General features: G+C 38.7%; 19 protein-coding genes. 10 read left to right on the top strand and 9 right to left on the bottom strand.

Annotated elements, in window-relative coordinates:
• The first annotated feature begins 36 nt into the window (after nucleotides 1-36).
• Nucleotides 37-2,103, top strand: coding sequence for a flagellar assembly lytic transglycosylase (locus HGJ18_RS07850; RefSeq protein ID WP_253695510.1), 2,067 nt, complete (start codon nucleotides 37-39; stop codon nucleotides 2,101-2,103).
• Between the two features lie 20 nt (nucleotides 2,104-2,123).
• On the opposite strand, the gene HGJ18_RS07845 is transcribed toward HGJ18_RS07850, so the two are convergent.
• The gene (locus tag HGJ18_RS07845; protein WP_253695503.1) at nucleotides 2,124-3,605 is read right to left on the bottom strand and encodes an ATP-binding protein; all 1,482 of its coding nucleotides are present in this window, start codon (nucleotides 3,603-3,605) and stop codon (nucleotides 2,124-2,126) included.
• Between the two features lie 305 nt (nucleotides 3,606-3,910).
• Nucleotides 3,911-4,666, bottom strand: a complete 756-nt coding sequence (locus HGJ18_RS07840; RefSeq protein ID WP_253695501.1) for an SIR2 family NAD-dependent protein deacylase — start codon at nucleotides 4,664-4,666, stop codon at nucleotides 3,911-3,913.
• Nucleotides 4,667-4,758: 92 nt separating this feature from the next.
• Here HGJ18_RS07840 and HGJ18_RS07835 point away from each other — a divergent pair, with 92 nt between their 5' ends.
• Complete coding sequence (locus HGJ18_RS07835) at nucleotides 4,759-5,451, top strand: PrsW family intramembrane metalloprotease (protein ID WP_366793599.1); 693 nt, start codon at nucleotides 4,759-4,761, stop codon at nucleotides 5,449-5,451.
• Between the two features lie 12 nt (nucleotides 5,452-5,463).
• Here HGJ18_RS07835 and truA read toward each other — a convergent pair whose 3' ends face one another.
• On the bottom strand, nucleotides 5,464-6,270 hold the full coding sequence (gene truA, locus HGJ18_RS07830) for a tRNA pseudouridine(38-40) synthase TruA (protein ID WP_253695497.1): 807 nt from the start codon (nucleotides 6,268-6,270) through the stop codon (nucleotides 5,464-5,466).
• The gene (locus HGJ18_RS07825; protein ID WP_253695495.1) at nucleotides 6,270-7,145 is read right to left on the bottom strand and encodes a DUF2225 domain-containing protein; all 876 of its coding nucleotides are present in this window, start codon (nucleotides 7,143-7,145) and stop codon (nucleotides 6,270-6,272) included. The genes truA and HGJ18_RS07825 overlap by 1 nt, the downstream gene beginning before the upstream one ends.
• A gap of 242 nt (nucleotides 7,146-7,387) precedes the next feature.
• Between HGJ18_RS07825 and HGJ18_RS07820 the strand changes: the two genes are divergently transcribed.
• The 8 genes from HGJ18_RS07820 to HGJ18_RS07785 all read left to right on the top strand — a co-directional run bounded on the left by HGJ18_RS07820 (nucleotide 7,388) and on the right by HGJ18_RS07785 (nucleotide 18,262).
• Nucleotides 7,388-8,416, top strand: a complete 1,029-nt coding sequence (locus HGJ18_RS07820) for a nucleoside-triphosphatase (RefSeq protein ID WP_253695493.1) — start codon at nucleotides 7,388-7,390, stop codon at nucleotides 8,414-8,416.
• Nucleotides 8,331-8,915 carry an RdgB/HAM1 family non-canonical purine NTP pyrophosphatase gene (gene rdgB / locus HGJ18_RS07815; protein WP_253695491.1) on the top strand — a complete coding sequence of 195 codons (585 nt, stop codon included), beginning with the start codon at nucleotides 8,331-8,333 and terminating at the stop codon, nucleotides 8,913-8,915. Before HGJ18_RS07820 ends, rdgB begins: the two co-directional genes overlap by 86 nt.
• A gap of 100 nt (nucleotides 8,916-9,015) precedes the next feature.
• Nucleotides 9,016-11,115 (top strand): methyl-accepting chemotaxis protein, encoded by a 2,100-nt coding sequence (locus tag HGJ18_RS07810; protein WP_253695490.1) that lies wholly within the window; start codon nucleotides 9,016-9,018, stop codon nucleotides 11,113-11,115.
• A 177-nt stretch (nucleotides 11,116-11,292) separates the two neighbouring features.
• Nucleotides 11,293-13,083, top strand: coding sequence for an ABC transporter ATP-binding protein (locus HGJ18_RS07805; protein ID WP_301338922.1), 1,791 nt, complete (start codon nucleotides 11,293-11,295; stop codon nucleotides 13,081-13,083).
• A gap of 52 nt (nucleotides 13,084-13,135) precedes the next feature.
• Nucleotides 13,136-14,050 (top strand): alpha/beta hydrolase fold domain-containing protein, encoded by a 915-nt coding sequence (locus HGJ18_RS07800; protein ID WP_253695486.1) that lies wholly within the window; start codon nucleotides 13,136-13,138, stop codon nucleotides 14,048-14,050.
• Nucleotides 14,050-15,300, top strand: coding sequence for a peptidase U32 family protein (locus tag HGJ18_RS07795; protein WP_253695484.1), 1,251 nt, complete (start codon nucleotides 14,050-14,052; stop codon nucleotides 15,298-15,300). The genes HGJ18_RS07800 and HGJ18_RS07795 overlap by 1 nt, the downstream gene beginning before the upstream one ends.
• A 64-nt stretch (nucleotides 15,301-15,364) precedes the next feature.
• Entirely contained in the window at nucleotides 15,365-16,966 is a 1,602-nt protein-coding gene (locus HGJ18_RS07790; protein WP_253695483.1) for a 5'-nucleotidase C-terminal domain-containing protein, read from the top strand.
• A gap of 114 nt (nucleotides 16,967-17,080) precedes the next feature.
• Nucleotides 17,081-18,262, top strand: coding sequence for a YibE/F family protein (locus tag HGJ18_RS07785; RefSeq protein WP_253695481.1), 1,182 nt, complete (start codon nucleotides 17,081-17,083; stop codon nucleotides 18,260-18,262).
• A 51-nt stretch (nucleotides 18,263-18,313) separates the two neighbouring features.
• Here the strand turns inward: HGJ18_RS07785 and HGJ18_RS07780 are convergent, their stop codons facing one another.
• From HGJ18_RS07780 to HGJ18_RS07760, 5 genes are all read right to left on the bottom strand, one after another.
• The gene (locus HGJ18_RS07780; protein ID WP_253695480.1) at nucleotides 18,314-18,976 is read right to left on the bottom strand and encodes a C39 family peptidase; all 663 of its coding nucleotides are present in this window, start codon (nucleotides 18,974-18,976) and stop codon (nucleotides 18,314-18,316) included.
• A gap of 43 nt (nucleotides 18,977-19,019) precedes the next feature.
• On the bottom strand, nucleotides 19,020-19,334 hold the full coding sequence (locus HGJ18_RS07775; RefSeq protein ID WP_253695478.1) for an addiction module antidote protein: 315 nt from the start codon (nucleotides 19,332-19,334) through the stop codon (nucleotides 19,020-19,022).
• Between the two features lie 2 nt (nucleotides 19,335-19,336).
• Entirely contained in the window at nucleotides 19,337-19,630 is a 294-nt protein-coding gene (locus HGJ18_RS07770) for a type II toxin-antitoxin system RelE/ParE family toxin (protein ID WP_253695476.1), read from the bottom strand.
• Nucleotides 19,631-19,669: 39 nt separating this feature from the next.
• Nucleotides 19,670-20,932, bottom strand: coding sequence for a uracil permease (gene uraA, locus HGJ18_RS07765; RefSeq protein ID WP_253695474.1), 1,263 nt, complete (start codon nucleotides 20,930-20,932; stop codon nucleotides 19,670-19,672).
• A 110-nt stretch (nucleotides 20,933-21,042) separates the two neighbouring features.
• Nucleotides 21,043-21,804: a DUF368 domain-containing protein gene (locus tag HGJ18_RS07760; protein ID WP_253695472.1), complete on the bottom strand. Its 762-nt coding sequence runs from the start codon at nucleotides 21,802-21,804 to the stop codon at nucleotides 21,043-21,045.
• Between the last annotated feature and the right edge of the window lie 10 nt (nucleotides 21,805-21,814).

The following is a 21,814-nucleotide window of genomic DNA, read 5'->3' as shown; positions in this document are numbered from 1 at the left end:
TACAAATTTACCCGCATCGCTTTAATATGGTTCTTTTTGTGCGTTTGTCTTTGCAGCGTTTCCTGTGCGGGCTCTTACGATAAAACGGAAGAAGCCCGCCTGGTTGAGGACCTTTATTCGGAAAATTTTTACCGTTTTTTAAAACCTCAACCTTTGGAATTGAAGAAGCTGTATAATACCGATCCTTCATCCTTGTACTATATAGGTCTTGCCCTCCAAAAGGCGAGGGTGGGGGCTTCGGATAAAAAAATCTATGATGCATCGGCGAGGGCTTATTTTGAGTACGCAGTAAAAAATGCTCCCATGCCGTATAAAAAACTGGCCGATGATGCTCTTTATTCTCTTGTATCCAATGAAGAAAAACTTAAGCGGCTTGAAGAAAAACTTGCTTTACCCGAAGCTATTCAATTAGACAATAAATTAGACAATCAAACAATAAGATCCGAAATCCAAAGGCTGCTATTTTTGTCGGGAAATTTTACAAGAATGGATCAGTCTTTGCCTGATTACCTTAGCACGCAAAAATTTGATGCGGAAATTATTGAAGGCCTAAAAAATATCGAAAAAAAGCAGAATGAATTAAAAGACTGCGGAGACGATTTTTTTAATATTTTAAAAGCAAGAAAGCTAAACTTTGAATCTCGGTTTGAAGATGCGTGGATTATTTTTAAAAGTTTAATGGAAGCAGGGGATAATCCATGCTTTGAATATCGAATGGTTCTCTCGGATGCGGGAAAGGCTGCCTTATCAGGCTCCTCCGACAATGCTTCGGATGCCCTCCTTTTTGAAAATCGGCTTGATTTTTATGAAAAAAAATCCGCAAAAAATTCCGACTACATTGTTCAAAAATACATGTATGCTTTTTATGCTGCCCGCCTGCGTCTAAAGATGGGCGGAAAGGAAAATACCGAAAAGGCTCTTTTACTTTTTAAAAAGGCAAAAACCTATCCGCCTCAATCCTACGATTATGATGTTGCTCTTTGGTACATCCTCGATATAGAAAAAAGCAGATCGTTTAAGGTATTTTTTGATGAGCTTTGCCTGTCTGTTCCTTCATGGAAGAATCCTTCGGTTTATGAAGAACTGACAGCTCATGCCTGTATGAAGCTGGTTCTTTCCCGGGATTGGAAAGGACTTGAAAAACTTCAAAAAGCCGTTCAAAAAACAAATCTTATGACGGCACGAGCCCGTCTTGCTTATATTCTTGCACGTTCTAAAAAATCATCGGATGCAGAGTCTCAAAAGCTTTACCGTGAAGCTTATGAAAAAGATCATAATTCCTTTTATTACAGGCTTATGGCTGCTTACCGGCTTGGGCTTCCTATTTCCTCTTCTCCATACGGGAAAAATTATAAAAGAAAAGGCAGCAGCGGCTTTTCTGATGAAGAGATTGTTCAGATTTTAAAAGGTTTTGTAAAATATAAACTTTATTCCCAAGTGTACAATAAAATTATCGTTTTATATCCTCAGATCAGTACGGAAGAAGCCGCTTTTTTTTCGCAAGTTTTATCGGAAAACGGCTATTATGCCGACTCTATGAGGATTATGACCTTTGCGGTCAACTCCGAAGGTGCCGAATTTGGAGACGAACACTTAAAGTTGATTTATCCCCGGCCTTGGCTTGAGTCGGTTAAAAGATATGCGGCAGAATACAATTTACCTGAATATCTTTTATACGCCCTGCTTAGAAGCGAAAGTTATTTTAAGCCTGAGGTTGTTTCCCATGCGGGTGCGATAGGACTTGCCCAGCTGATGAAGCCTACTGCTGCCGATATTGCCCGCCGTCTGAAGCTGGAAACTTATGACCTTAACAATCCCGATACAAATATCCGTTTCGGAGCCTTCTATCTTTCGGATATGGTAAACCGTAACGGCGGAAAAATTATGCATGCCCTTTTTTCTTATAATGCAGGTCCCAATGCAGTCAAACGCTGGGTAAGGCAGGCCGGTGATTTGCCGACCGACTTATTTTTAGAAAGCCTTGCTTATGCGGAAACAAGGGGCTACGGCAGAAATGTGCTTGCCGCCGCGATTATCTACGGGCATTTATATTACAATAAAACCCACCGCCAAATTATAAAAGAGCTTTTTCCGGATATTTAACACCGGGATTCTTGCAATTCTTACTTTGAAAAAGCAAATTCAAAGCGTTCACAGAGTTTTTTAAGTTGTTCTTCCGACTTTATTTTGAATCTTTTTAGCAAGGCTTCAGGGATCTGATAGTAATCTATTTTTCCTTGTGAAAAATTAAGCATAAAGTCTGCAAAGCAAACGCTTTCAACCAATTCTCGATGTTCTTCGGGTGCATTTTCAAAATTATCCTGATATCTTATCGTTACTACTATGGGTTCTGGGAAGTTCCACTTTTCTGCAAGGGTCGCTCCTATTTCTGCTTGGGCCATTCCGCTCATAATCATGTCCATAACCTGAGGCGGTATGTTCCTTTCAGCTTGAATTTCTGCAAGCTTTACGACCAATTCGGGGTACATTGAACCAAGGATAATCTTTCCAAGGTCATGGAGAAGACCGCAAATATAGGCATCGTCAACTACAGTCCGTTTTCCCGTAAGTTTTGCAACATTTAGGGAGAAAAAAGCCAGTCTGTAAGCATTTTCCCAAATTTGCTTTTGCTCTTTTTCCGTTGTTTCCAATATTTTGATTGTTCCCATAGAGTAAAGCAGGTTTTGTATACCTCTCAAGCCTACGAACTTGACGGCTTCGACAATGTTCATACAGGGTTTTGAAAGACCGAAAGCTACGGAGTTTACATGTTTTAGAAGGTCTGTTGCCAATCCTATATCGCTGCTTATAAGCTGGGCAATTTTTTGCATCTTCGATTCGGGATCGTTAATAGCCCTCTGTATCTGCATAATATTTTCGGGGAATTGCGGTATTTCGTTGATATATTCTACAATAGCCTTTGTAAGAGGTACAGCCTCTTTTTTCAGCTCCAATCTTAGGGGAATAATAACACGGTTTACCGTTACTCCGTCTACAACATCAATTGTATAGGCCTTTTCATCCAGTCCCATTTTTTTGAGCATTAGAACCATTATTACAAGGCCTAAACCGGCTCCTTCGGTATTGTCTAAAACTTGAGTAAAGGCCTCATCCAATGATGAAAATTGTCTTGCTCTGACTATTTTGTCAAAAATTCTCTTAAATTCTTGGCGGGTTAGGGCCGAGTTATTGCTTACTTCAAGGACTATATTGTCATTTTTAAGTTGAAGGGATAGCTTGATATAAAGACCTGCCTTTTTTTGAAGTTCCAGATAATGATCCATGTTTGAGATTGTATCTTCTTTAAAATCCTTCATTCCCAGTTCATAGTCTTCGGCATCGGAAATATTTAAGCCTCTTTCTTTAAAATATACTCTTTTTGTATTGGCTTTTTTTGCGTTTGTTGTGAGCTCATTTGTGTAATATACGATATAATCTGTAATATCGGTGCAATGCAGCTGCCTTAAAAATTCCGATATAACATCCGTGATATAAACTTCTGTTTCTTTAGGCAAAGTATATGAAGTTATAGCGATAGGGACACCCAAACGTATGACTGTTTCAATTTTTTCTGAATCAACGATTATTCTTTTATCTTTTTCCATGAGACACATCCTAACACATAAATAAAAAAAAATAAATACCTTTTTAGTAATTTACTGTAAATCTTTTTCAGTTTAGTTATCGGCATTAAAGCCTTAAATCTTGAATGCTTGTTTTGCACTATAATATAAAAAAATCGCCCCGGGAGTATGCGGACCGGAGCGATTAAAATAGAGTATAAACCATTCACATATAAATACTTTTATGAACGCTTTACGCAGGTAATTTAGGATAATTACCCGCAATCTGTGCCTGAATGTAAGTTACCATATTCTTACTTTTTTGTCAAGTGAATTTGAATAAAAAATTAAATTTTCTTTAATCTTTTGTCTATTTCTTCGAAAGTTTCTTCCAAATCTTCAAATAAAAGGTCCGTATAGGAGTCAAATTGGGTAGGCTGATTGTTTACTATCGCTATCTTACCTCCGTTTCTTAAAGTATAAGCCGGAAGAGCTGCTACAGGATAAACCAAAAGACTTGTACCTAAAACCAGCATAAAATCCGACTTGGAAGCTTCCGTTTCTGCCTTCATCAGGGCTTTTTGGGGAAGGGCTTCTCCAAAAAAAGTTATTGCCGGTTTTATAGGGCTTCCGCACTTAGGGCACCTTGGTACTTCTCCCGTTTTAGCTGTCTTTGCGGTTTCCTCAAAGGTTTCGGTGTAGGAGCAGCTTGTGCAATAGTGAACCGATGGAGAGCCGTGTACCTCAATTACATTTTTGCTTCCCGCCTTTTGATGGAGTAAATCAATGTTTTGGGTTATTACGGCTTTTAGGATGCCCCTTTTTTCAAGGTCGGCAAGGACGGTATGCACGATTGCAGGCTGCTTTTCTTCCAATCCGTATATAAATTCCTTGGCCATCCCGTAATAAACCGAAGGATCCCGATAAAAGACATCTATATCGAACATTTTCTCCGTGTTCGGTTGTTTATAAAGGCCGTCTTTTCCCCTAAAGTCCTTGATTCCTGCAAGGGTGCTTATTCCGGCTCCCGTGAAGGCTACGAGGTGCCTTGCTTTTGTAATTTCCGAAAAAAGTTTGTCATAATCGTTTTTTTCTTTATCCATAGTCTTAACCCCATGTAAATATTATAAGGCATTTTTCTTTCAAAATAAAGACCTTGTCGTTAAACCTCTTGAATTTAATTCTTTTTCAATGTATGCTTACAAATATGCAGATTGCAGCACTCATGTTTCTTTCTTTTGCACTTTCAATTATTTGGGCTTTTATTATTATAAGAAAAGAAAATTTATCGGTTAAACCATTATTATATATTTTTTTGTTTTCATTTTTTGCAGTCCTTATTTCGATTTTAATGCAGACTATCGTATACTTTTTGTCTCAGGATTTTGTAAAAACTACGGGATATGCTCACGGCATTCTTTTTGACTGTTTTATTCATTCTTCTCTGCCGGAAGAAACCGTTAAGGCACTTCTTTTTTCTATTTTTGTAAAATTGCTTTGGTCGGATAAGATGAAAAATATGGATGAGATTACTCCGGCTCAAACGAGGGCGAACATAAGAATCCTAATGCTTTTATCGGTGTTTTACGGCTTAATTTTTGCCTCCTTTGAGAATCTTGCTTATGCAATACGTTATCCGGAAGCAATCTGGCTTAGATCTTTTACTTCAAATATCTTACATGCGTGTTTGGGTGTATACTATCTTGAAATAAGCATGGTGCAAAAGACGAGGAATATTATAAAGCCTTTTCTTTTTACTTGGGGTATACACGGCCTATATAATATGTTTTTTTCCATAGGCTCTTATTTTGTAATCTTCGGAATAGTTATTGTGTTTTTTGTTATTTCTAATGCGGTAAGCAGATATGACCGCTTTAAGAGTAATTAAGTTTACTGTCCATTAAAAGGTTTCCGGAGGTGCTTTAAGCAGGTCTTCAGGATATTCTATCGACCATAAAAAAAGGCCTTGGGGCGGTGCTGTGGGGCCTGCCTTTTCCCTCATCTTTGATTCTAAGATATCTTTAAAATCTTTTTTGGAAGCTCCGATTTCGTCTAAATGCAAAAGAGTTCCTACTATTGAGCGTACCATCTTCCATAAAAAGGCATTTGCACAAATTTCAAAAATAAGATAATCGTTTTCGATAAAAAAGACCGCCTTTTTGATATAGCGGGATTTACTTATACTTTGATCTCCGGCTGCAGAAAAAGCGGTACAATCCAATTCTCCTGAAAGGCAGGAGGCCATTTCGTTTAAGGCGGCTATGTCGGGGTATCTTCTTATGTGCCAAGTATAGGGCTGCTCGTGGGCAAAGATTGTTTTACTGCATTTGATCTTATAGCGATAGGTTCTTGAAAGAGCATTAAAGCGTGCATGCAAGAGGGGGGACACTTCAGCTGCATCCATCACCCTTATATCCTTAGGCAGGATTGAGTTAAGTGCCGGTAAAAAATTTGAGGCCCTCATGCTTTTTATATCGCAAAAAAAGTTTACGGCTTGGCGGGCTGCGTGTACACCTGAATCCGTGCGTCCTGAGCCGTTTGTTTCTATAGGATGTTTATGAATTTTGGTTAAGGCTTTTTCCAATTCTCCTTGAACCGTCCGGAAGGTTTCGGCTCCTTCCTTGGTTTGTTTTTGCCATCCGCAAAAATTCGTACCGTCATAGGATAGGGTAAGGAGGATATTTTTTTGATTTTGCGAGATTTCCATTAATCTTCTACATCCTTTAGCTCTACCTTGAGAGTATCGTAAAGGCTTCTTGCCGCTTCCAAAATCGGCCCCGGCTTATTTTTACTTGATTTTCCTAGACCGAACATTTTTGCAAGGGCAAATTTGTGATAATCCAAGCGTTTTAGGCGCATGTCCATGTCGATCTTTTGGCCGTATTTATATTCAAGGAGGGCTGAAAGATAGATTATACCGTCATAACCGTAGTTTTTATCTACATCAGGGCCGAAAGATTTTAAGCCTGCAATTATTTCCGTTCCTGTCGATTCCAATTCAAGAGCACGGCGGTAAAGAAAGGTTGCCTTTCGATAAAAAAGGTCTGAAACATATTTATAATTTTCTTCAGGGTATTTTTTCCCAAGTTCGTCAAAGAGCCATGCCGCTCTTATGGCACAGATAGCCTGTTTTATCGTGGGCGAAAATTTTTCTTCAAAAAGCTCGTAACATAAAATGGCAAGGTAATATGAGGCTGCTCCTTCATTTAAACCACGGGATTTTGTAAAATCAACATTATGGAAAAGACCTTTTATCGCCTCATACCTTGCTTCGGTATTTTCAAAAAGTTTTTCGATGACCGGACGTGAAGGAATGGCAAAATCTTGCGGAAAGGCTGTATAAAGACATTTGTGACAGACCGTTAAATTGTACACTGTAGGAAATATTTCTCCGTATTTTGCCGAAGGTTCATAAAGTCTGCGTAATTCATCGGTAAGGTCTCCGGCGATTAAGCGTCCTCCGCCTGAGTGCAGTTCTTCTCTTTTAAATTTTGTACTGCACACGGGGCACTGTACTTGTTCCTTTGAGTAAAAAGTTATACTTCCTGTACGGGATTCCTTTTCTGCTTGTTTTCTTATCATAATTTTCTTCTCCGCTTTTGATTATCGGCATTTTTTGTGTTTTGAAGACCGATAAGCTCAGTCTTTTTATGGAAAATCTCATTTTTTTATTGATAATTTTTTAAGCTCTTATAAAAAAATTGAAAAACTCATTTTTCAAGATTATAAAAACTAAAAAATATCCAAACTAATAAGCTTTTTTCAAGCTGCTGTTTTGCACTCTTTTTGCTTCCATAAAACATATAATGTTAAAGGAGATAAAAGTGAATTTCAGTTTAGAAAAAGGAGAGGAATTTGTCAAGGCCTACAATACCGATAAGACAAATCCTTCAAGACGACAAAAAGTTTTAATGTCTATCTTTGAGATGATTTATGTCAATTTGGAAAGTTTCGGTGTGTATTTTGCGGACGAAGATTTACGCAGTGATTTTTTACTCAAATTTTATTATAAGCTTCCTAGAATTTTGGAAAATTATAATTCTTCACTGTCAAGTTTTTATACTTATTTAACAAATCATATTCGTTTTTATTATTTAACGTTTAAATGCAAAACCGTAAGGCACGAGATAAATGATACCGTTCTTGCCGATCAAGAAGGAGCAAGATGGGAGTATCTTATGGGAGAGTATGATTTAGAGGAAAATTTTAATTTTTATGTGGCCGAGTCTGAACCTGAATACTGCAATGTAAAAACAGGGCATTTGAGTTTGAAGGATGACAAAAATTTCTCAAAAGAATCGATACATATGAGAGAGCTTTATTTTAGTATGCCTTGTAACCATAGACGAATTTTCTTGCTTGCGTGCAAGGCTTGTTTTTTTCTTGATGATGATTTGATCGATAAAATAGCTGCCGAAATTAAAATGGATTCATGGTTTTTATGTTCGATTCTTCATGATTTAAAGGCTGCCTGTTTTAACCGTTACGAAAAAATAAGCTATTGTGTCGGTAATAGAAACAGGTATTACATAAAGGCTCAGCTTTTTAAATACCTTTTACTTAATACTTATAATACAAGAAGTCAGCTTAAAAAGATTTGTTTTTCACTAAAACATAACCGTCATTTATGGGATAAAACAAAAAAAATAAATCGAAGGCAGATAAAGGCTCCAAGCAGTACCGATATAGGAAAGTATATAAATGTATATAAGGGTACAATCGACAAAAATATTGCAAAGAGTTTAAAAATTTGGTATACTCAACAGCATGAAAATATATCTGGCATCGGGAAATGTAAACAAAAAAAGGGAAGTGCAGGAGCTTCTTCCGTCTCATACGATCGTTTTGCCTAAAGACGAGGGCATAGAATTTGATCCTGAAGAAACGGGAAGTACTTTTTTTGAAAATGCTATGATAAAGGCAAAGGCTCTTTACGATATTGTAAAAGCTCCTGTTCTTGCAGATGATTCCGGTCTTTGTGTCGACTTTTTAAACGGAGCTCCCGGTATTCATTCCGCACGATACGGTTCTATTGAAGGAGAGCATGTTTCGGCTGAAGCAGGTATTAACAAGGTCCTTTCAGAATTAAAAGGCGTAAAAGACCGAAGTGCCCGTTTTGCTTGCTGCATGGTTTTTCTTTTGGACGAAAACCGTTTTTATTCGGTGCAGGAAACATGTGAAGGTCATATAATCGAAGCTCCTTCGGGTTCGGGCGGCTTCGGCTACGATCCCATATTCTTTGTAGAAAAGTTCGGCAAAACCTTTGCCGAACTTACTTCTGAACAAAAAAATTCCATTTCGCATAGGGGCAGGGCTCTTTTTTCAATTTCAAGATTTATAGAGGGTTCTTAACTGCTATTTTTTTAATAAAGGGATATTGGATATATTGATACATTTTATATTTTTGTATATATTTAAATCATTAAAAAATTGAATGAGATATAGAGGTCATATGAAAAATAAAAAGCATTTCTCACTACGAAAAAAATTATTGATTGTTTTCGGATTATTGATTATATTGGGCGGAGTTATACAGGGCTCCGTATCATGGTATACCTTTAGAAAGACAATGATTAAAGATGTCGAAGAACGCTTAACGGATAAGGCTGCCGATATTGCTATCCTTGTGGAAAGCATAATAGATGTCGATTTTGAGTATTTAAGAGGCGTTGCCCGTATTCCCGATTTAAATGACGATAGTTTGTCGTATCCTCAAAAATCCGCACGGCTGCAGCAGGAGCTCTCCTCAGACAATGGCGGTGCTTTTTTAAATATATGCGACTTAAACGGCAATACTTATTATATGGACGGAAGAGTAGTTTCGGTTGCAGACAGACATTGGTATAAGACGGCTCTTGAAGGAAAATATTTTATTTCGGAGCCCTATCTTTCTCCGGACACAGGTAAGATTCACGTCGTTTTTTCTTTGCCTATTTACAACAAAGACGGTGAAATTTCGGGAGTTATATGTGCAGGGCTTCAAGGGCTGATTTTGTCGGAAGATATTAAAGATCTTGTTATAGGTAAAACAGGTTACTGCTACATGATGGGTAAAGACGGTACCATTATTGCACATAGAGACAATAAGCTTGTTTCCGGTTTTGTCAATTATCAAAAACTTGCTGAAAAAGATGCCGAATTGAAATCGGTAGCGGAATTTCAGAAAAAAGCCTTGCGGGACGAAGATCCCGGAGTAGGTTATTATACGCTTGACGGAGAAAAAAATATCGGCGCTTATGCAAAAATGGAAAGGAACGGATGGACTATCGTTATACGGGCTCCTGTAAACGAATTCTTAATTTCGCTTAACACGCTGACCCGCGCAATCATAATTTCAGTTATTATAATATTGCTTGTAACAATAATTATTTCATTTATTATTTCTACAAAAATGGTAGGTCCCGTTAAGACTGCCGTAAATGTTCTTAGGGATATTGCCCAAGGCGAAGGCGACCTAACCGTTCAGCTTCCTCTTATCGGAAACGATGAGGTTACTCAGCTGTCGGAATATTTTAACGAAACAATCGAAAAAATACGTCTTTCCATTAAATCTGTTGATTTAAATGCCGGAACAATGCAGAATATTGGTGACGAGCTTGCAGGCAACATGACGGAGACTGCAAGCGCAGTAAACCAAATAAGTGCAAACGTTGAAGGTATTAAGCAGCAAGCTATTACGCAGGCGGCAAGTGTCAGCCAGACATCGGCAACCGTAGAAGAAATTATCAATACGATAAAAAAACTTGATGAGAGAATAGAACTTCAGGCATCCAGCGTTGCCCGTTCTTCTGCTTCGGTGGAAGAGATGGTTGCAAACATCGGCTCAATTACTCAAACCCTTGAAAAAAGCGACGATGCCATTAAAAATCTTGCAACGGCAACAGCCGACGGAAAAGATACCGTTTTAAACTCGAATACGATTACGCAAAAAATAGCCGAAGAATCGGGCAGCCTTTTGGAAGCTTCAAGTGTTATTCAGCACATTGCAAGCCAGACAAACCTCCTTGCGATGAATGCCGCAATTGAGGCCGCCCACGCAGGCGAAGCCGGAAAAGGTTTTGCTGTAGTCGCCGATGAAATAAGAAAACTTGCTGAGGATTCCGCTGCTCAAGGTAAGACCATTACCGCCGTATTAAAAACCTTAAGCAACGAAATTGAAATCTTGTCGTCTTCTTCCAAAACCGTTGAAGAAAAGTTTAATACCATCTTCTCGCTTTCCGAAGAAGTAAAAACGATGAGTAATACTTTAACCGAAGCGATGAGAGAACAGGAAAACGGCAGTAAAGAAGTGCTTGCCGCTATCCGCGACATCAATGCCGTAACGGTAGAAGTAAAAGAAGGTTCCGCCGAAATGTTAAGGGGCGGCGAGCAAACTGCCGAAGAAATGCAAAAGCTGGACGGTCTTACACGGGTTATTACCGACGGAATGAACGAAATGGCTGCCGGCGTTATCGAGATAAACAATGCTGTACAGGAAGTAAACGAAATTACTCAAAAAAATAAGATAAGCATTGAAAACCTGGCAAATGAGGTTAAAAAGTTTAAGATTTAAGAGAATGCATCTCAAATTAAAATCAAATGAAACCTCTAAAAAATTAAAGTTTTTAGAGGTTTCATATTGTAAATTAAAAAAAATCTTCGCGCCCTTTGCGCCCATTGCGGTTAAATTAAACACGGCCTTTTAAAATGCCTATTTACTTTTTTTTGATTATCATATATTATCGAAAACATGCATAAAAAAAGCACCTTCTTAAAATTTGCGGCCTATTACAAGCCTTATAAATTCTTATTCTTCTTTGATCTTTTTTGTGCCCTTTTGGTGTCTGCGGTGGACTTGGTTTTTCCCCAAGTGATAAGATACTTAACAAGGGTAATTCCAAAAATAAGAAGCGGCGGGCTTTTGCCCTTTTCGGATAAGACTATTTTCGGCTTTGATGTGCAAGCCTCGGCGATTATCTACCTTGGACTTATAATTGCGGCGATTCTTTTGGTGCTTTATATAATAAGATACTTTACCCAATATTTTATAACCTCATGGGGCCATATAATGGGTGCCCGCATGGAAAGGGATATGAGGAATGACCTTTTTAACCACATGCAGCGTCTTTCCTTTTCATATTACGATAAAAACAAAACGGGAGACATGATTTCGCGGATTGTTTCAGACCTTTTCGATATATCGGAGCTGGCACACCACGGCCCCGAGAACCTTTTTATTTCTTTTTTAAAAATAATAGGTTCTTTTTCGCTCCTTTGTTTTATCAATGTAAGGCTTACCCTTATTTTGGCTTCGGTTACCTCCCTTATGTTCATCTTTACTTTTTTTCAAAATAAAAAGATGCGTAAAATCTTTATGCTCAACCGTAAAACCATAGCCGGAATAAATTCCCAAGTGCAGGATACCCTTTCGGGAATAAGGGTGGTACAGTCCTTTGCAAACGAAGAATTGGAAAGCAAAAAATTCGATATAGCAAACGAGGCCTTTGTTCATTCCAAATATTTAAACTACAGGCAGATGGGGCAGTTTGTCGGCGTAAACGGTCTTTTACAGGGCTTGTTTTTTATCGTAACGGTTTTAGCCGGAAGCTTTTTTGTTGCAAGAAATGAATTGACTATTCCCGATTTGACCATCTATGTTTTGTACATAAATATTTATATCGCTCCTATAAATGTGCTTATTAATTTTACCGAGATGTTTCAAAAAGGAGCCGCCGGTTTTAAGCGCTTTTTACAGGTTGTCGAAACGGCTCCGGACATTACCGAAAAAGAAGATGCCGTCGAGCTAAAGGATGTAAAAGGAAATATAAAATACGAAAATGTAGATTTCAGCTACAATGAAACTACAACAATCTTAAAAAATATTTCCATCGATATTCCTGCAGGAAAAACCCTTGCTCTTGTAGGCCCTTCAGGCGGCGGAAAGACTACTATTTGTTCTCTTCTTCCCCGCTTTTATGATGTAATAAACGGAAAGATAAGCATAGACGGTAAGGATGTTCGGGACTTAACATTAAAGTCATTGAGGGAAAATATCGGAATTGTACAGCAGGATGTTTATCTTTTCGGCGGAACCATAAAAGAAAATATAGCCTACGGTAAGCCTGAGGCTTCCGATGAGGAAATTATTGAAGCCGCTAAAAATGCTCACATTCATGATTTTATTATGAGTTTGGAAGCAGGCTATGATTCCTATGTGGGAGAGCGGGGCGTTATGCTTTCAGGCGGTCAAAAGCAAAGAATTTCCATTGCCAGAGTCTTTTTAAAAAATCCTCCGATTTTGATTTTGGATGAAGCGACTTCAGCCCTCGATACAGAAAACGAAATTTTAATTCAAAAGGCAATTGAGGAACTTTCTGAGGAGAGGACTACAATAGTTATAGCCCATCGTCTTTCTACAATAAGAAATGCCGATAGGATTTTGGTGGTTACCGATGAGGGCATTATGGAAAGCGGCACTCACGAGGAGCTTTTAAGTTTAAACGGCATCTATGCAAATTTACGCAAGCTTGATGAGTTTTAATCGATGCCTCAAAGCCGATTAATCAAAAACCAATTAAATGGGAGACATTTAGGTGCAAAACGAATTGAAGGATTTACGCGAATTAAAAAAGAAATTTAAAAAGGCCGTTCTATCTCAAAGGTATACGATAGATGAACTTCGTATTGCTTATGACGATATTTTATATTCTCCTCATGTGCCTAACAATGTAGACCTATCGGAAGCCGATTATCGGGGAATAAAAACCGATATATTGAAACCGGATATGGCTGTTTCGGGAAGAGTAATCTTATATATACACGGGGGTTCGTTTATAAGCGGCACAAAAAAAGCTTACCGCTCCTTTTGTGCAGGGCTTGCTCATGAAGCTTCTGCCGATCTTTACTTACCCGAGTACAAGACGGCTCCCGAACATCCCTTTCCTGCCGCTCTTGAAGATGTTTACAAGGTCTATGCAAAACTTATAGAATCGCATACGGTTGAACCTGCAAATTTGATTCTTGCAGGAGACGGGGCAGGGGGAGGCTTGATTTTGTCTCTTATTCATTATTTAAAAAATAAGCGTCTTCCCCTCCCTGCCTTGCTGATTTTATTTTCGCCTTGGGCGGATTTAAGCTGCTCAAGTGAGGGCTTAAGCGTAAACCGAAAGAAAGATTTTGTTTTTTCGCAAGCTGCTTTATTTGGGGCTGCGCATTTATACACGGAAGAAAAAAATCTTACCAACGAACTGGTTTCCCCTATTTTTGGAAACTTTGAAAACTTTCCGCCTGTTTTTATTCAATGCGGCAGTAATGAGATTCTTTTGGATGATTCGATCAGGCTTTGCGGAAAAATAGAAAAGGCCGGAGGAAGGGCCGTGCTCGATAAAAAGGAGAACATGCCTCATTTGTTTCAGGCCTTACCCGATTACTTTGCCAATGCTCACATTGCGGTTGAAGCTGTCGGGAAAAAAATAAGTGAGTTTATTTTAAGCGGAGATACAAAATAATGGAACTTCTTTCGCCTGCGGGCAATTTTGAAAAATTGGATTATGCATGGGAGTACGGAGCCGATGCAGCCTATATAGGATTAAAAAACTTTTCGCTTAGAGCCAAGGCCGATAATTTTTCGGGAGAAGAATATAAAAATATTTTCCTTTTAAAAGAAGAATACAAAAAACGCGGCTTAACAAAAAAGCTTTATTGCGCAATAAATATTTCGTTTCATAATGAGGACTTAAAAAACCTTTTAGAAGAGATAAAATATTTTAAGCAATATCCTTTCGATGCCTTTATAGTTCAAGATTTGGGAGCTGCCAGAATTTTAAAAGAAAACTTTCCCGATATTCCGCTTCATTTAAGTACGCAGGCAAACTGCATAAACTATGAGGCAGTAAGAGTGTACAAGGACCTAGGTTTTTCCCGCGTGGTTTTGGGAAGGGAAGCAAGCCTTGAGGATGTGCGTGAAATAAAACAAAGGGTTCCCGAAATAGAGCTTGAATGTTTTGTGCATGGGGCGATGTGTATTTCTTATTCGGGACGCTGCCTTATAAGTGCCTATCTTACCGACCGAAGCGCAAACGCAGGCGCCTGTACCCATTCTTGCCGCTGGAATTATAAGATGTATTCCGAAAAAGGCGGACACTTCTTTGTAGAAGAATCCGAACGGAAGGGCGAGCTTTTCCCCGTAGAAGAGGGCGAAAACTATACGGCCCTTTTTTCTTCAAAAGATTTATGTATGATAGACTACCTCGATAAGATGAAAGAAGCCGGGGTTGATTCTTTAAAAATCGAAGGCCGCATGAAAAGCATTTACTATACGGCCTTAACCGCAAGGGCTTACCGCAAAAAAATAGATTTTTTAAACGGAAAAATAAGCGCCGATGAAGCGGCTCCCTTTGTAGAAGAATTGTATAATACGGCCCACAGGGAGTTTTCTACGGGCTTTTATTTTTCGAGTGCTGAAGCAAATAAGACCACCGCAGGCGAGTCAAAGTCTCCCTACATGCTTGCAGGCAAAATCGGTAAAAGGCTTTCGGAAAATGAATATGAATTTATTTCGATGAATAAGATAGATTCAGGTCTTCCGCTCGAATATGTAGGCCCCGATATTTGTTCTATCGAGGACTTGGATTACACCCTTCTTAAACCCGACACAAAAGAAAAAATGGATTGGGTCTGCCACGGTCATCCCTGTATCCTCAAAACCGATAAACCCATAGCCGAAAAATTCTTGGTAAGGTGCAAAGAAAACTTGTAATTTTTCTTGTACTGGTGTATAATTTTATTATAAAATTATTAGAAGTTTTTATAGGAGTATGCTTATGAAGAACAGCAAATTTTTTAAAGCCGTCGGCTTTGTTGTAATCGTTCTCATCCTGAGTGCCGCCTTTACAGGATGTGAAACCGAATCCCATGATGTAAGCGGTCAGTATGCGGGAATTGAGGCAAAGGCCCCTGCAAACCAGGTCGATATTCTTCTTTTTAACGACTTTCACGGAAACGTTGCAGAAGATACCCGTCCCGGAAAGGGAAAGAATGCCGGTATGGCTAAGATGATAGGCTATGTACGCACTGCCGGAATGGAAAATCCTAACACCATCGTGGTTGCAGGAGGCGATAACTATCAGGGAACAGCCATATCCAATCTTACCTATGGAGCTCCCGTTTCGGCTATGATGAGGGCTATGGATGTAAAGGTCTGTGCCGTAGGTAACCATGAATTTGACTGGGGCTCAAACCGCATGACAAAGTGGCAAAAGGACGGAAACTTTACCTTCTTGGCTGCAAACATTGTCGAAAAGAAGACGGGAAAGCCCGTATCCTGGGCAAAGCCTTATTCAATCATCAAAAAAGGAAACTACAAGATTGCCTTTATCGGTTTGGCTCACCCCGATACGGCCGTATTGACAAGCGCTGAACATGTAAGCGGTTTGGAATTTACCGATCCGGTAAAAACAGGCCAAGAATGGGTAGACTATCTATTAGCCGGAAAGGCTAAAGAAGGCAAGCCCGATGCAATTATCGCCTTAACCCACATCGATTCATTCCAAGAAGATGGAAAAATCAGCGGAAATGCAGTTAAACTTACCGAAATTAAGGGCTTGGATGCTGTTCTTTCGGCTCACAGTCATCGAACAGTTTCAGGAAATGTAAACGGCATTCCCATACTTCAAGCCTATTGTTACGGCAGGGCTGTAGGTAAACTCAGCATCACCTTCGGAAGCGGAAACAAGATTGCAAAGATTGAATCGGCAGTCGATGAAATCTACAAGCACAAAGATTCTCTTATCGAGGATGAAAAAGGCAAGGCTGTATTTACAAAATATGAGACAGAGCTGGAGCCTATTAAGGGTGAAGTAATCGGTGTTGCCGAGGGTGAGTTTACCCATGAAAGAAGCGAAAAGGGAAGCAATACCCTTTTGGGTGCATGGGCAGCTGAAGTTCAACGCCAATTGGGAAAGGCCGATATAGCCATTCAAAACGGAGGAGGCTTACGCCGAACCCTTGCAGCAGGCAATATCACCGTAGGCGACCTTTATGAAATTATGCCCTTTGATAATTACCTCGTTGTTTTCGATCTCCCCGGCTCTGAGATTAAAAAGGCAATTGATCACGGTATAATGAATCCTAATATTACCGACGGTCAATTTGCAGGTTTAAGGGTAGAATATGACGGCAGAAAGCCTTTTGAAAACAGAATCACAAAGATTACTCTTATGGACGGAACACCCCTTGATATGAATAAAAAATATAAGGTTGTGGTAAACAGCTTTATGTTTACGGGAGGAGATTCCTACGATTTTAGCAAGGCTACAAATTCTGCAGAAAGCGTATCCATAAGAGATGCTCTCATTGATGCCATTAAAAAGGCTAAAACGATTAAACCCATACCTGTCGATTATATTAAAGATATAAGCAAATAACAGGATTCGATTATAAAAGCGGTGTAGAAAACTTTCTCGCCGCTTTTTATTAAAGGGAGCCTCTAAAAACTGATGTTTTTAGAGGCTTCTAAGTAAAGATGAACGGAATTAAACATGAAGCGTATTTTCCTTTTTATTGTAAGCCTCTTATTTTTTAATTTATATGCAGAAGACACAGGGCAAATTTCCTCTGAAAATTTATCTCAAGATATGGAAAAGAAGTATGATGGTTTAAGCAGTTATTATAATGCCTATATAAATGCTCCCGAAAGTCAGGTAGTTAAGGCTAGGGTTATCGAAATCGTTTATGACGATACAAAGGAAAACCGCCCCGATATTCCTATAGAGTCGGACTTCCGTTATCAGCATTTAAAGATAAAAATTTTAACCGGAAAGCATAGGGATGAGGTTTATACAATCCGGAATACGATAGAGCTCGCCATTCCTTATAAGCTTATTTTTAAGGTAAACGAAAAGCTCATCTTACAGCTGGATGAGGATGAAACAGGGAAGATAAACAACTTGCGCATTTATGAGAGGGCGAGGGACTATAAGGTCTATGCTCTTATTTTTATTTTTGCAGCGGTTTTAATTTTTGTCGGCAAAAAAAACGGTCTAAAAGCTCTTATCTCCCTGGGGCTTACCATAGGCCTGATATTCGGCATTTTTCTTCCCCTTATCCTTCAAGGTCATAATCCTATTCTTTGGGCTATTATAATTTGCAGTCTTGCCTCCGTTATTACTCTTTTTATTATTTCTGGAATGAATAACAAAACCTATACGGCAATTTTGGGAACTATAGGCGGGGTTATTATAGCAGGCCTTTTTGCCTTTGTTGCAGGAAAAATTCTAAGACTTTCAGGTTTGGGAAATGAAGATGCTCAAATGTTAGCCTTTGTTCCGCAGTACCGTAAAATAGATTATCAGGGACTCTTATTTGCCGGCATTATGATAGGCTCCCTCGGTGCCGTTATGGATGTAGCTATGTCTATTTCTTCTTCAATGTGGGAGATTGTAGCTGTAAGCCCTAAGATACCGAATAAACAGCTTATAAAATCGGGGATGAATATAGGGCGGGATATTATAGGCTCAATGTCCAATACGCTTATTTTAGCCTATGTGAGTACGTCAATTCCCGTACTTTTACTCTTTATCATTTTTTCGCACGGGTTTACCGAAATCATAAATTTGGAAATTTTATCGGCCGAGATATTGCGTGCCGTCTCCGGAAGTATAGGTTTAATCTGTACGATTCCCATAACCGTCAACTTAGTAAATATTTTTAGAAAGAACTAAAAAAGTTTTTAGTCTGAGGTACGGAATCTTTTATTTGCAAATTAAATAATTTTATCCGCAAACCAATGCCCAATTTTTAAAAAATATTTTATAGCCGCCCTTATCCCAAAGTTTTATAAGATCGGAATATTCGTAATAACGGTTTCCGTAATATTGAGGTTTGTCTTTTATTGTTTTTCGCGGATTTGATTTTGTCTTTTCTTGCAGAGAGTCGTAAAGAATAAAACCATTTTCGTCGTAACCTATTACCGTTACATAATGCAAAACTTTTTTTATTTTTATTAAAAGAATAATCGGCTTTCCTTCGTCGACCGTATTTTTTATCCAATTAATTTTTTCGTTATCGGAGCAGCAGGATAAAACTGCTTCTTTTGTTTTTATTTTGTGTTTATGCAATACTTGGATAAGGCCTTGCGGCATGGTTAAATTATTTTTTATCCGCCATCCTGTTTCTTTTGCTAAAAGTTCCGGATCTATTTCTTTTTTTGTTATTATATTTATCGCAGCCATCGCAGAATAGGGTGCACAGTTATTAAAAGTTTGGCGGTAATAAATTTCGCTCATGGCTAAGATATTTTTTTGCCTATGGTTTTCTTTTGTGTTTAATCCGACGGACGGAAAAACTCTGCCTAGACTTGCGATTAAAACGGCAAGCGGAATGAGTGCTAAAAAGAAAAACAAAAATCTTTTTTGTATCCGCATCAAAAGTTCCATTGTCAAATACTTATCCAATATTTTTTTGAGAATGCTGTTAATTTTACATGCTTGCTTGTTTTAAAGTTTTTGGGGCAGCGATGCTCATTTCTAAATTAAGAAATTCAAGAACTTTAAAGATTGTTGAAAAAGATGGATTCCCTTTTTTTGATAGCGATTTATAAAGACTTTCTCTACTGACATCTATTGTTTTTGCTAGATCCGTCATTCCTTGAGCTCTGGTTACATCTCCAAGGGCTTCTATAAATAGTTCCGGCATATTATCTTCTCTTGCAATTTTTAGTATTTCATCTAAGTATATTGCAATATCTTTTCTTGTTTTAAGATAATCTGCTGCGTCCCATTTTGATATTTTCATATTCATGCGAGCTCCTCAGCCATGTCTATGGCTTTCTGTATATCTTTGGTTTGTGTAGATTTGTCTCCACCCAAAAGGAGTAAAATAATTTTGTTATTTTTATTAATAAAATAAACCCTATAACCTTTTGCATAATTGATTCGAAGTTCATATATCTTTTTGTTGATAAACTTACAATCGCCGAAATTACCCATCTGAAGCCTTTTGATTCTGGCTGTAATAATAATTTTGGCTTTTCTATCTCTTAAGTTTTCAAGCCACTTTTGATAGATATCTGTTTTTTCGATCTCAATCATAATTATATTGTATCTTATAAGATACAATATGTCAACACCCTATTCTTCCAGGATGCCAAGTTTTTCAAAAATAAAAAAGATAAGGCTTAAAGCTACGGCAACGAGAGAGGCTAAAACCATTCCCTTAAATTCGATTTCTCCGAATTTTATGCTGAGGCCGCTCAATCCTGTGGTAAATACTATCGAGGTTAGGATTAAGTTTTTTGATTTTGAATAATCGACCTTTGAATCTACTAAAAGGCGTATTCCCGAAGCTCCTATCATTCCATAGAGAAGAAAGGTTATGCCGCCGATGACGTTACCCGGCACGGTACGGATTAGGGCTGCAAGGGGGCTTATAAAGGCCATACAAATTGAAATGATTGCGGCTCCTGCAATTACATAAACGCTGTAAATACCGGTAACTGCCATAACGCCTATGTTTTCGCCGTAGGTTGTAGTGGGCACTCCTCCGACAAGGCCTGAAAGAGCTGTCGAAAAATTATCGGCAAAGATACTCCTGTGAAGGCCGGGATTTTTTAACAGGTCTTTTCCGATGATGTTGGAAGTTACTACCTGATGGCTTATGTGTTCGCTTGTAATAACTAAAAGAACGGGAAGCATTGTGATAATTGCCATGAGGTCGAATTTGGGAAGCTGAAAATGGGGAAGGGTAAAAAGTCCTGCTTCTCTTATTATCGAAAAATCTACCATACCGAAAAAGATTGCGGCTATGTAGCCTGCAATGCTTGCAATTAAAATAGAAATGGTAGATAAAAAGCCCTTAAAAAGAACCGAACCCAAAACGGCCGCTCCTATCGTAATAAAAAAAACTATTATGTCGCCCCGTGAGGCCGATTCCGTCATGATGTTTGCCCCGATAGTTCCGCCTCGAACAGTGAGTCCCGTAAGCTCAAAACCGATCAGGGAAACGACGGCACCCATGGCTGCAGGCGGAAGAATGACATTGATCCATGAGGTTCCGAACTTATAAATTATAAAGGCTATGAGGCATCCTAAAAGTCCTGTTACTATAAAGGCCCCTTGGGCATACTGAAATCCCATGGAAGAAATAATCAGGCCGGCAGGTCCTAAAAAGGCAAAGCTTGAACCTAAGTAGGCGGGTGCTTTTCCCTTTGTTATGGCTATAAATAAAAGGGTTCCCACACCGTTCATAAATAGAACGATGCCTGCATCAATTCCGAATATAATCGGAACCAAAACCGAGGCACCGAACATTGCAAATGTATGTTGAATACTTAAAGGCAAGAAAAGCCCCGCCGGAACTTTTTCGTCAACTTGATAAATTCTTTTATGTAACATGTTAATTTCCTTACTTCAATTTAATCTTTTTTTATCTTTTCAAACAGCGTTATCAGGCCCCAGCCTGCAAGCATACAGAGGACTGCAGCCAGCCTCATTGAAGGCAGCAGTCAGCCGTCGGGTAGCATGTGACGGATTGAACCTGCAACCAGCCCTAAAATAAAGGCGTAGGTTATCTTGGGAAATTTCTCCATTAAAAAACCGATTAAACGGGCAGAAAGAATAATGCCGGCTAGAATACCTAAGCCTACAGGAATCAGTACCGGAATGTTAAGCTCTGTAATGGCTTTGATTACCGTATAATAAGCTCCCATTATCAAAAGGAGGAAGGAGCCTGAGATGCCCGGAATTACCATTGCTGCAGCCCCTACAAAACCTGCAAGAAATAAAAAGATAAAGCTTCCGAGGCTCAATGTTTCTACGGCCGCAGTTGATGAGGCCGCCGCACCCTTAAAAAAGTACAGGGCAAGCATTATGCTTAAACCTATAAAGAACCAAAGAATTTTAAAGACCTTTGTAAAAGAGTTTTCTTTTTCTTTTTTTCGTACAAGGTCAAAGATTATAAAGATACTTCCTATTATGAGGCCTATAAAAAAGAAATTGGTCTGCACGGGAAACTTTTCATAAACAAGCTTGAAAAGGCGTGCAAAGAGGAGAATTCCTAAGCCCATGCCTCCGAAAAGGCAAAGATAAATTTTAAAATTAGCTTTAATGATCTTGATGTCAAGGCTTGCAGCCCCTATAAGGTCGGAATAGGCTCCAAAAACGACGGCTATGGTTCCGCCTGAAACTCCGGGAATTACATTTGCTATACCTACGGCAATACCTGCGATTATCTTCTTTATATAATTTAACATTGCTTTAGTATACATAAATTTTATA

The organism is Treponema denticola (assembly GCF_024181405.1).
Lineage (GTDB): Bacteria > Spirochaetota > Spirochaetia > Treponematales > Treponemataceae > Treponema_B > Treponema_B denticola_D.
The sequence above is the reverse complement of the archived record's forward strand: the minus strand, read 5'-3'. Positions and strand labels throughout refer to the sequence as shown.

Coding starts and splice junctions, on each gene's coding strand:
- HGJ18_RS07795 (WP_253695484.1), top strand. CDS start 14,050: ATGGAACTTCTTTCGCCTGCGGGCAATTTTGAAAAATTGGATTATGCA.
- rdgB (WP_253695491.1), top strand. CDS start 8,331: ATGAAAATATATCTGGCATCGGGAAATGTAAACAAAAAAAGGGAAGTG.
- HGJ18_RS07835 (WP_366793599.1), top strand. CDS start 4,759: ATGCTTACAAATATGCAGATTGCAGCACTCATGTTTCTTTCTTTTGCA.
- HGJ18_RS07810 (WP_253695490.1), top strand. CDS start 9,016: ATGAAAAATAAAAAGCATTTCTCACTACGAAAAAAATTATTGATTGTT.
- HGJ18_RS07845 (WP_253695503.1), bottom strand. CDS start 3,605: ATGGAAAAAGATAAAAGAATAATCGTTGATTCAGAAAAAATTGAAACA.
- HGJ18_RS07785 (WP_253695481.1), top strand. CDS start 17,081: ATGAAGCGTATTTTCCTTTTTATTGTAAGCCTCTTATTTTTTAATTTA.
- HGJ18_RS07770 (WP_253695476.1), bottom strand. CDS start 19,630: ATGATTGAGATCGAAAAAACAGATATCTATCAAAAGTGGCTTGAAAAC.
- HGJ18_RS07790 (WP_253695483.1), top strand. CDS start 15,365: ATGAAGAACAGCAAATTTTTTAAAGCCGTCGGCTTTGTTGTAATCGTT.
- HGJ18_RS07825 (WP_253695495.1), bottom strand. CDS start 7,145: ATGATAAGAAAACAAGCAGAAAAGGAATCCCGTACAGGAAGTATAACT.
- HGJ18_RS07780 (WP_253695480.1), bottom strand. CDS start 18,976: ATGGAACTTTTGATGCGGATACAAAAAAGATTTTTGTTTTTCTTTTTA.
- HGJ18_RS07760 (WP_253695472.1), bottom strand. CDS start 21,804: ATGTATACTAAAGCAATGTTAAATTATATAAAGAAGATAATCGCAGGT.
- truA (WP_253695497.1), bottom strand. CDS start 6,270: ATGGAAATCTCGCAAAATCAAAAAAATATCCTCCTTACCCTATCCTAT.
- uraA (WP_253695474.1), bottom strand. CDS start 20,932: ATGTTACATAAAAGAATTTATCAAGTTGACGAAAAAGTTCCGGCGGGG.
- HGJ18_RS07775 (WP_253695478.1), bottom strand. CDS start 19,334: ATGAAAATATCAAAATGGGACGCAGCAGATTATCTTAAAACAAGAAAA.
- HGJ18_RS07805 (WP_301338922.1), top strand. CDS start 11,293: ATGCATAAAAAAAGCACCTTCTTAAAATTTGCGGCCTATTACAAGCCT.
- HGJ18_RS07840 (WP_253695501.1), bottom strand. CDS start 4,666: ATGGATAAAGAAAAAAACGATTATGACAAACTTTTTTCGGAAATTACA.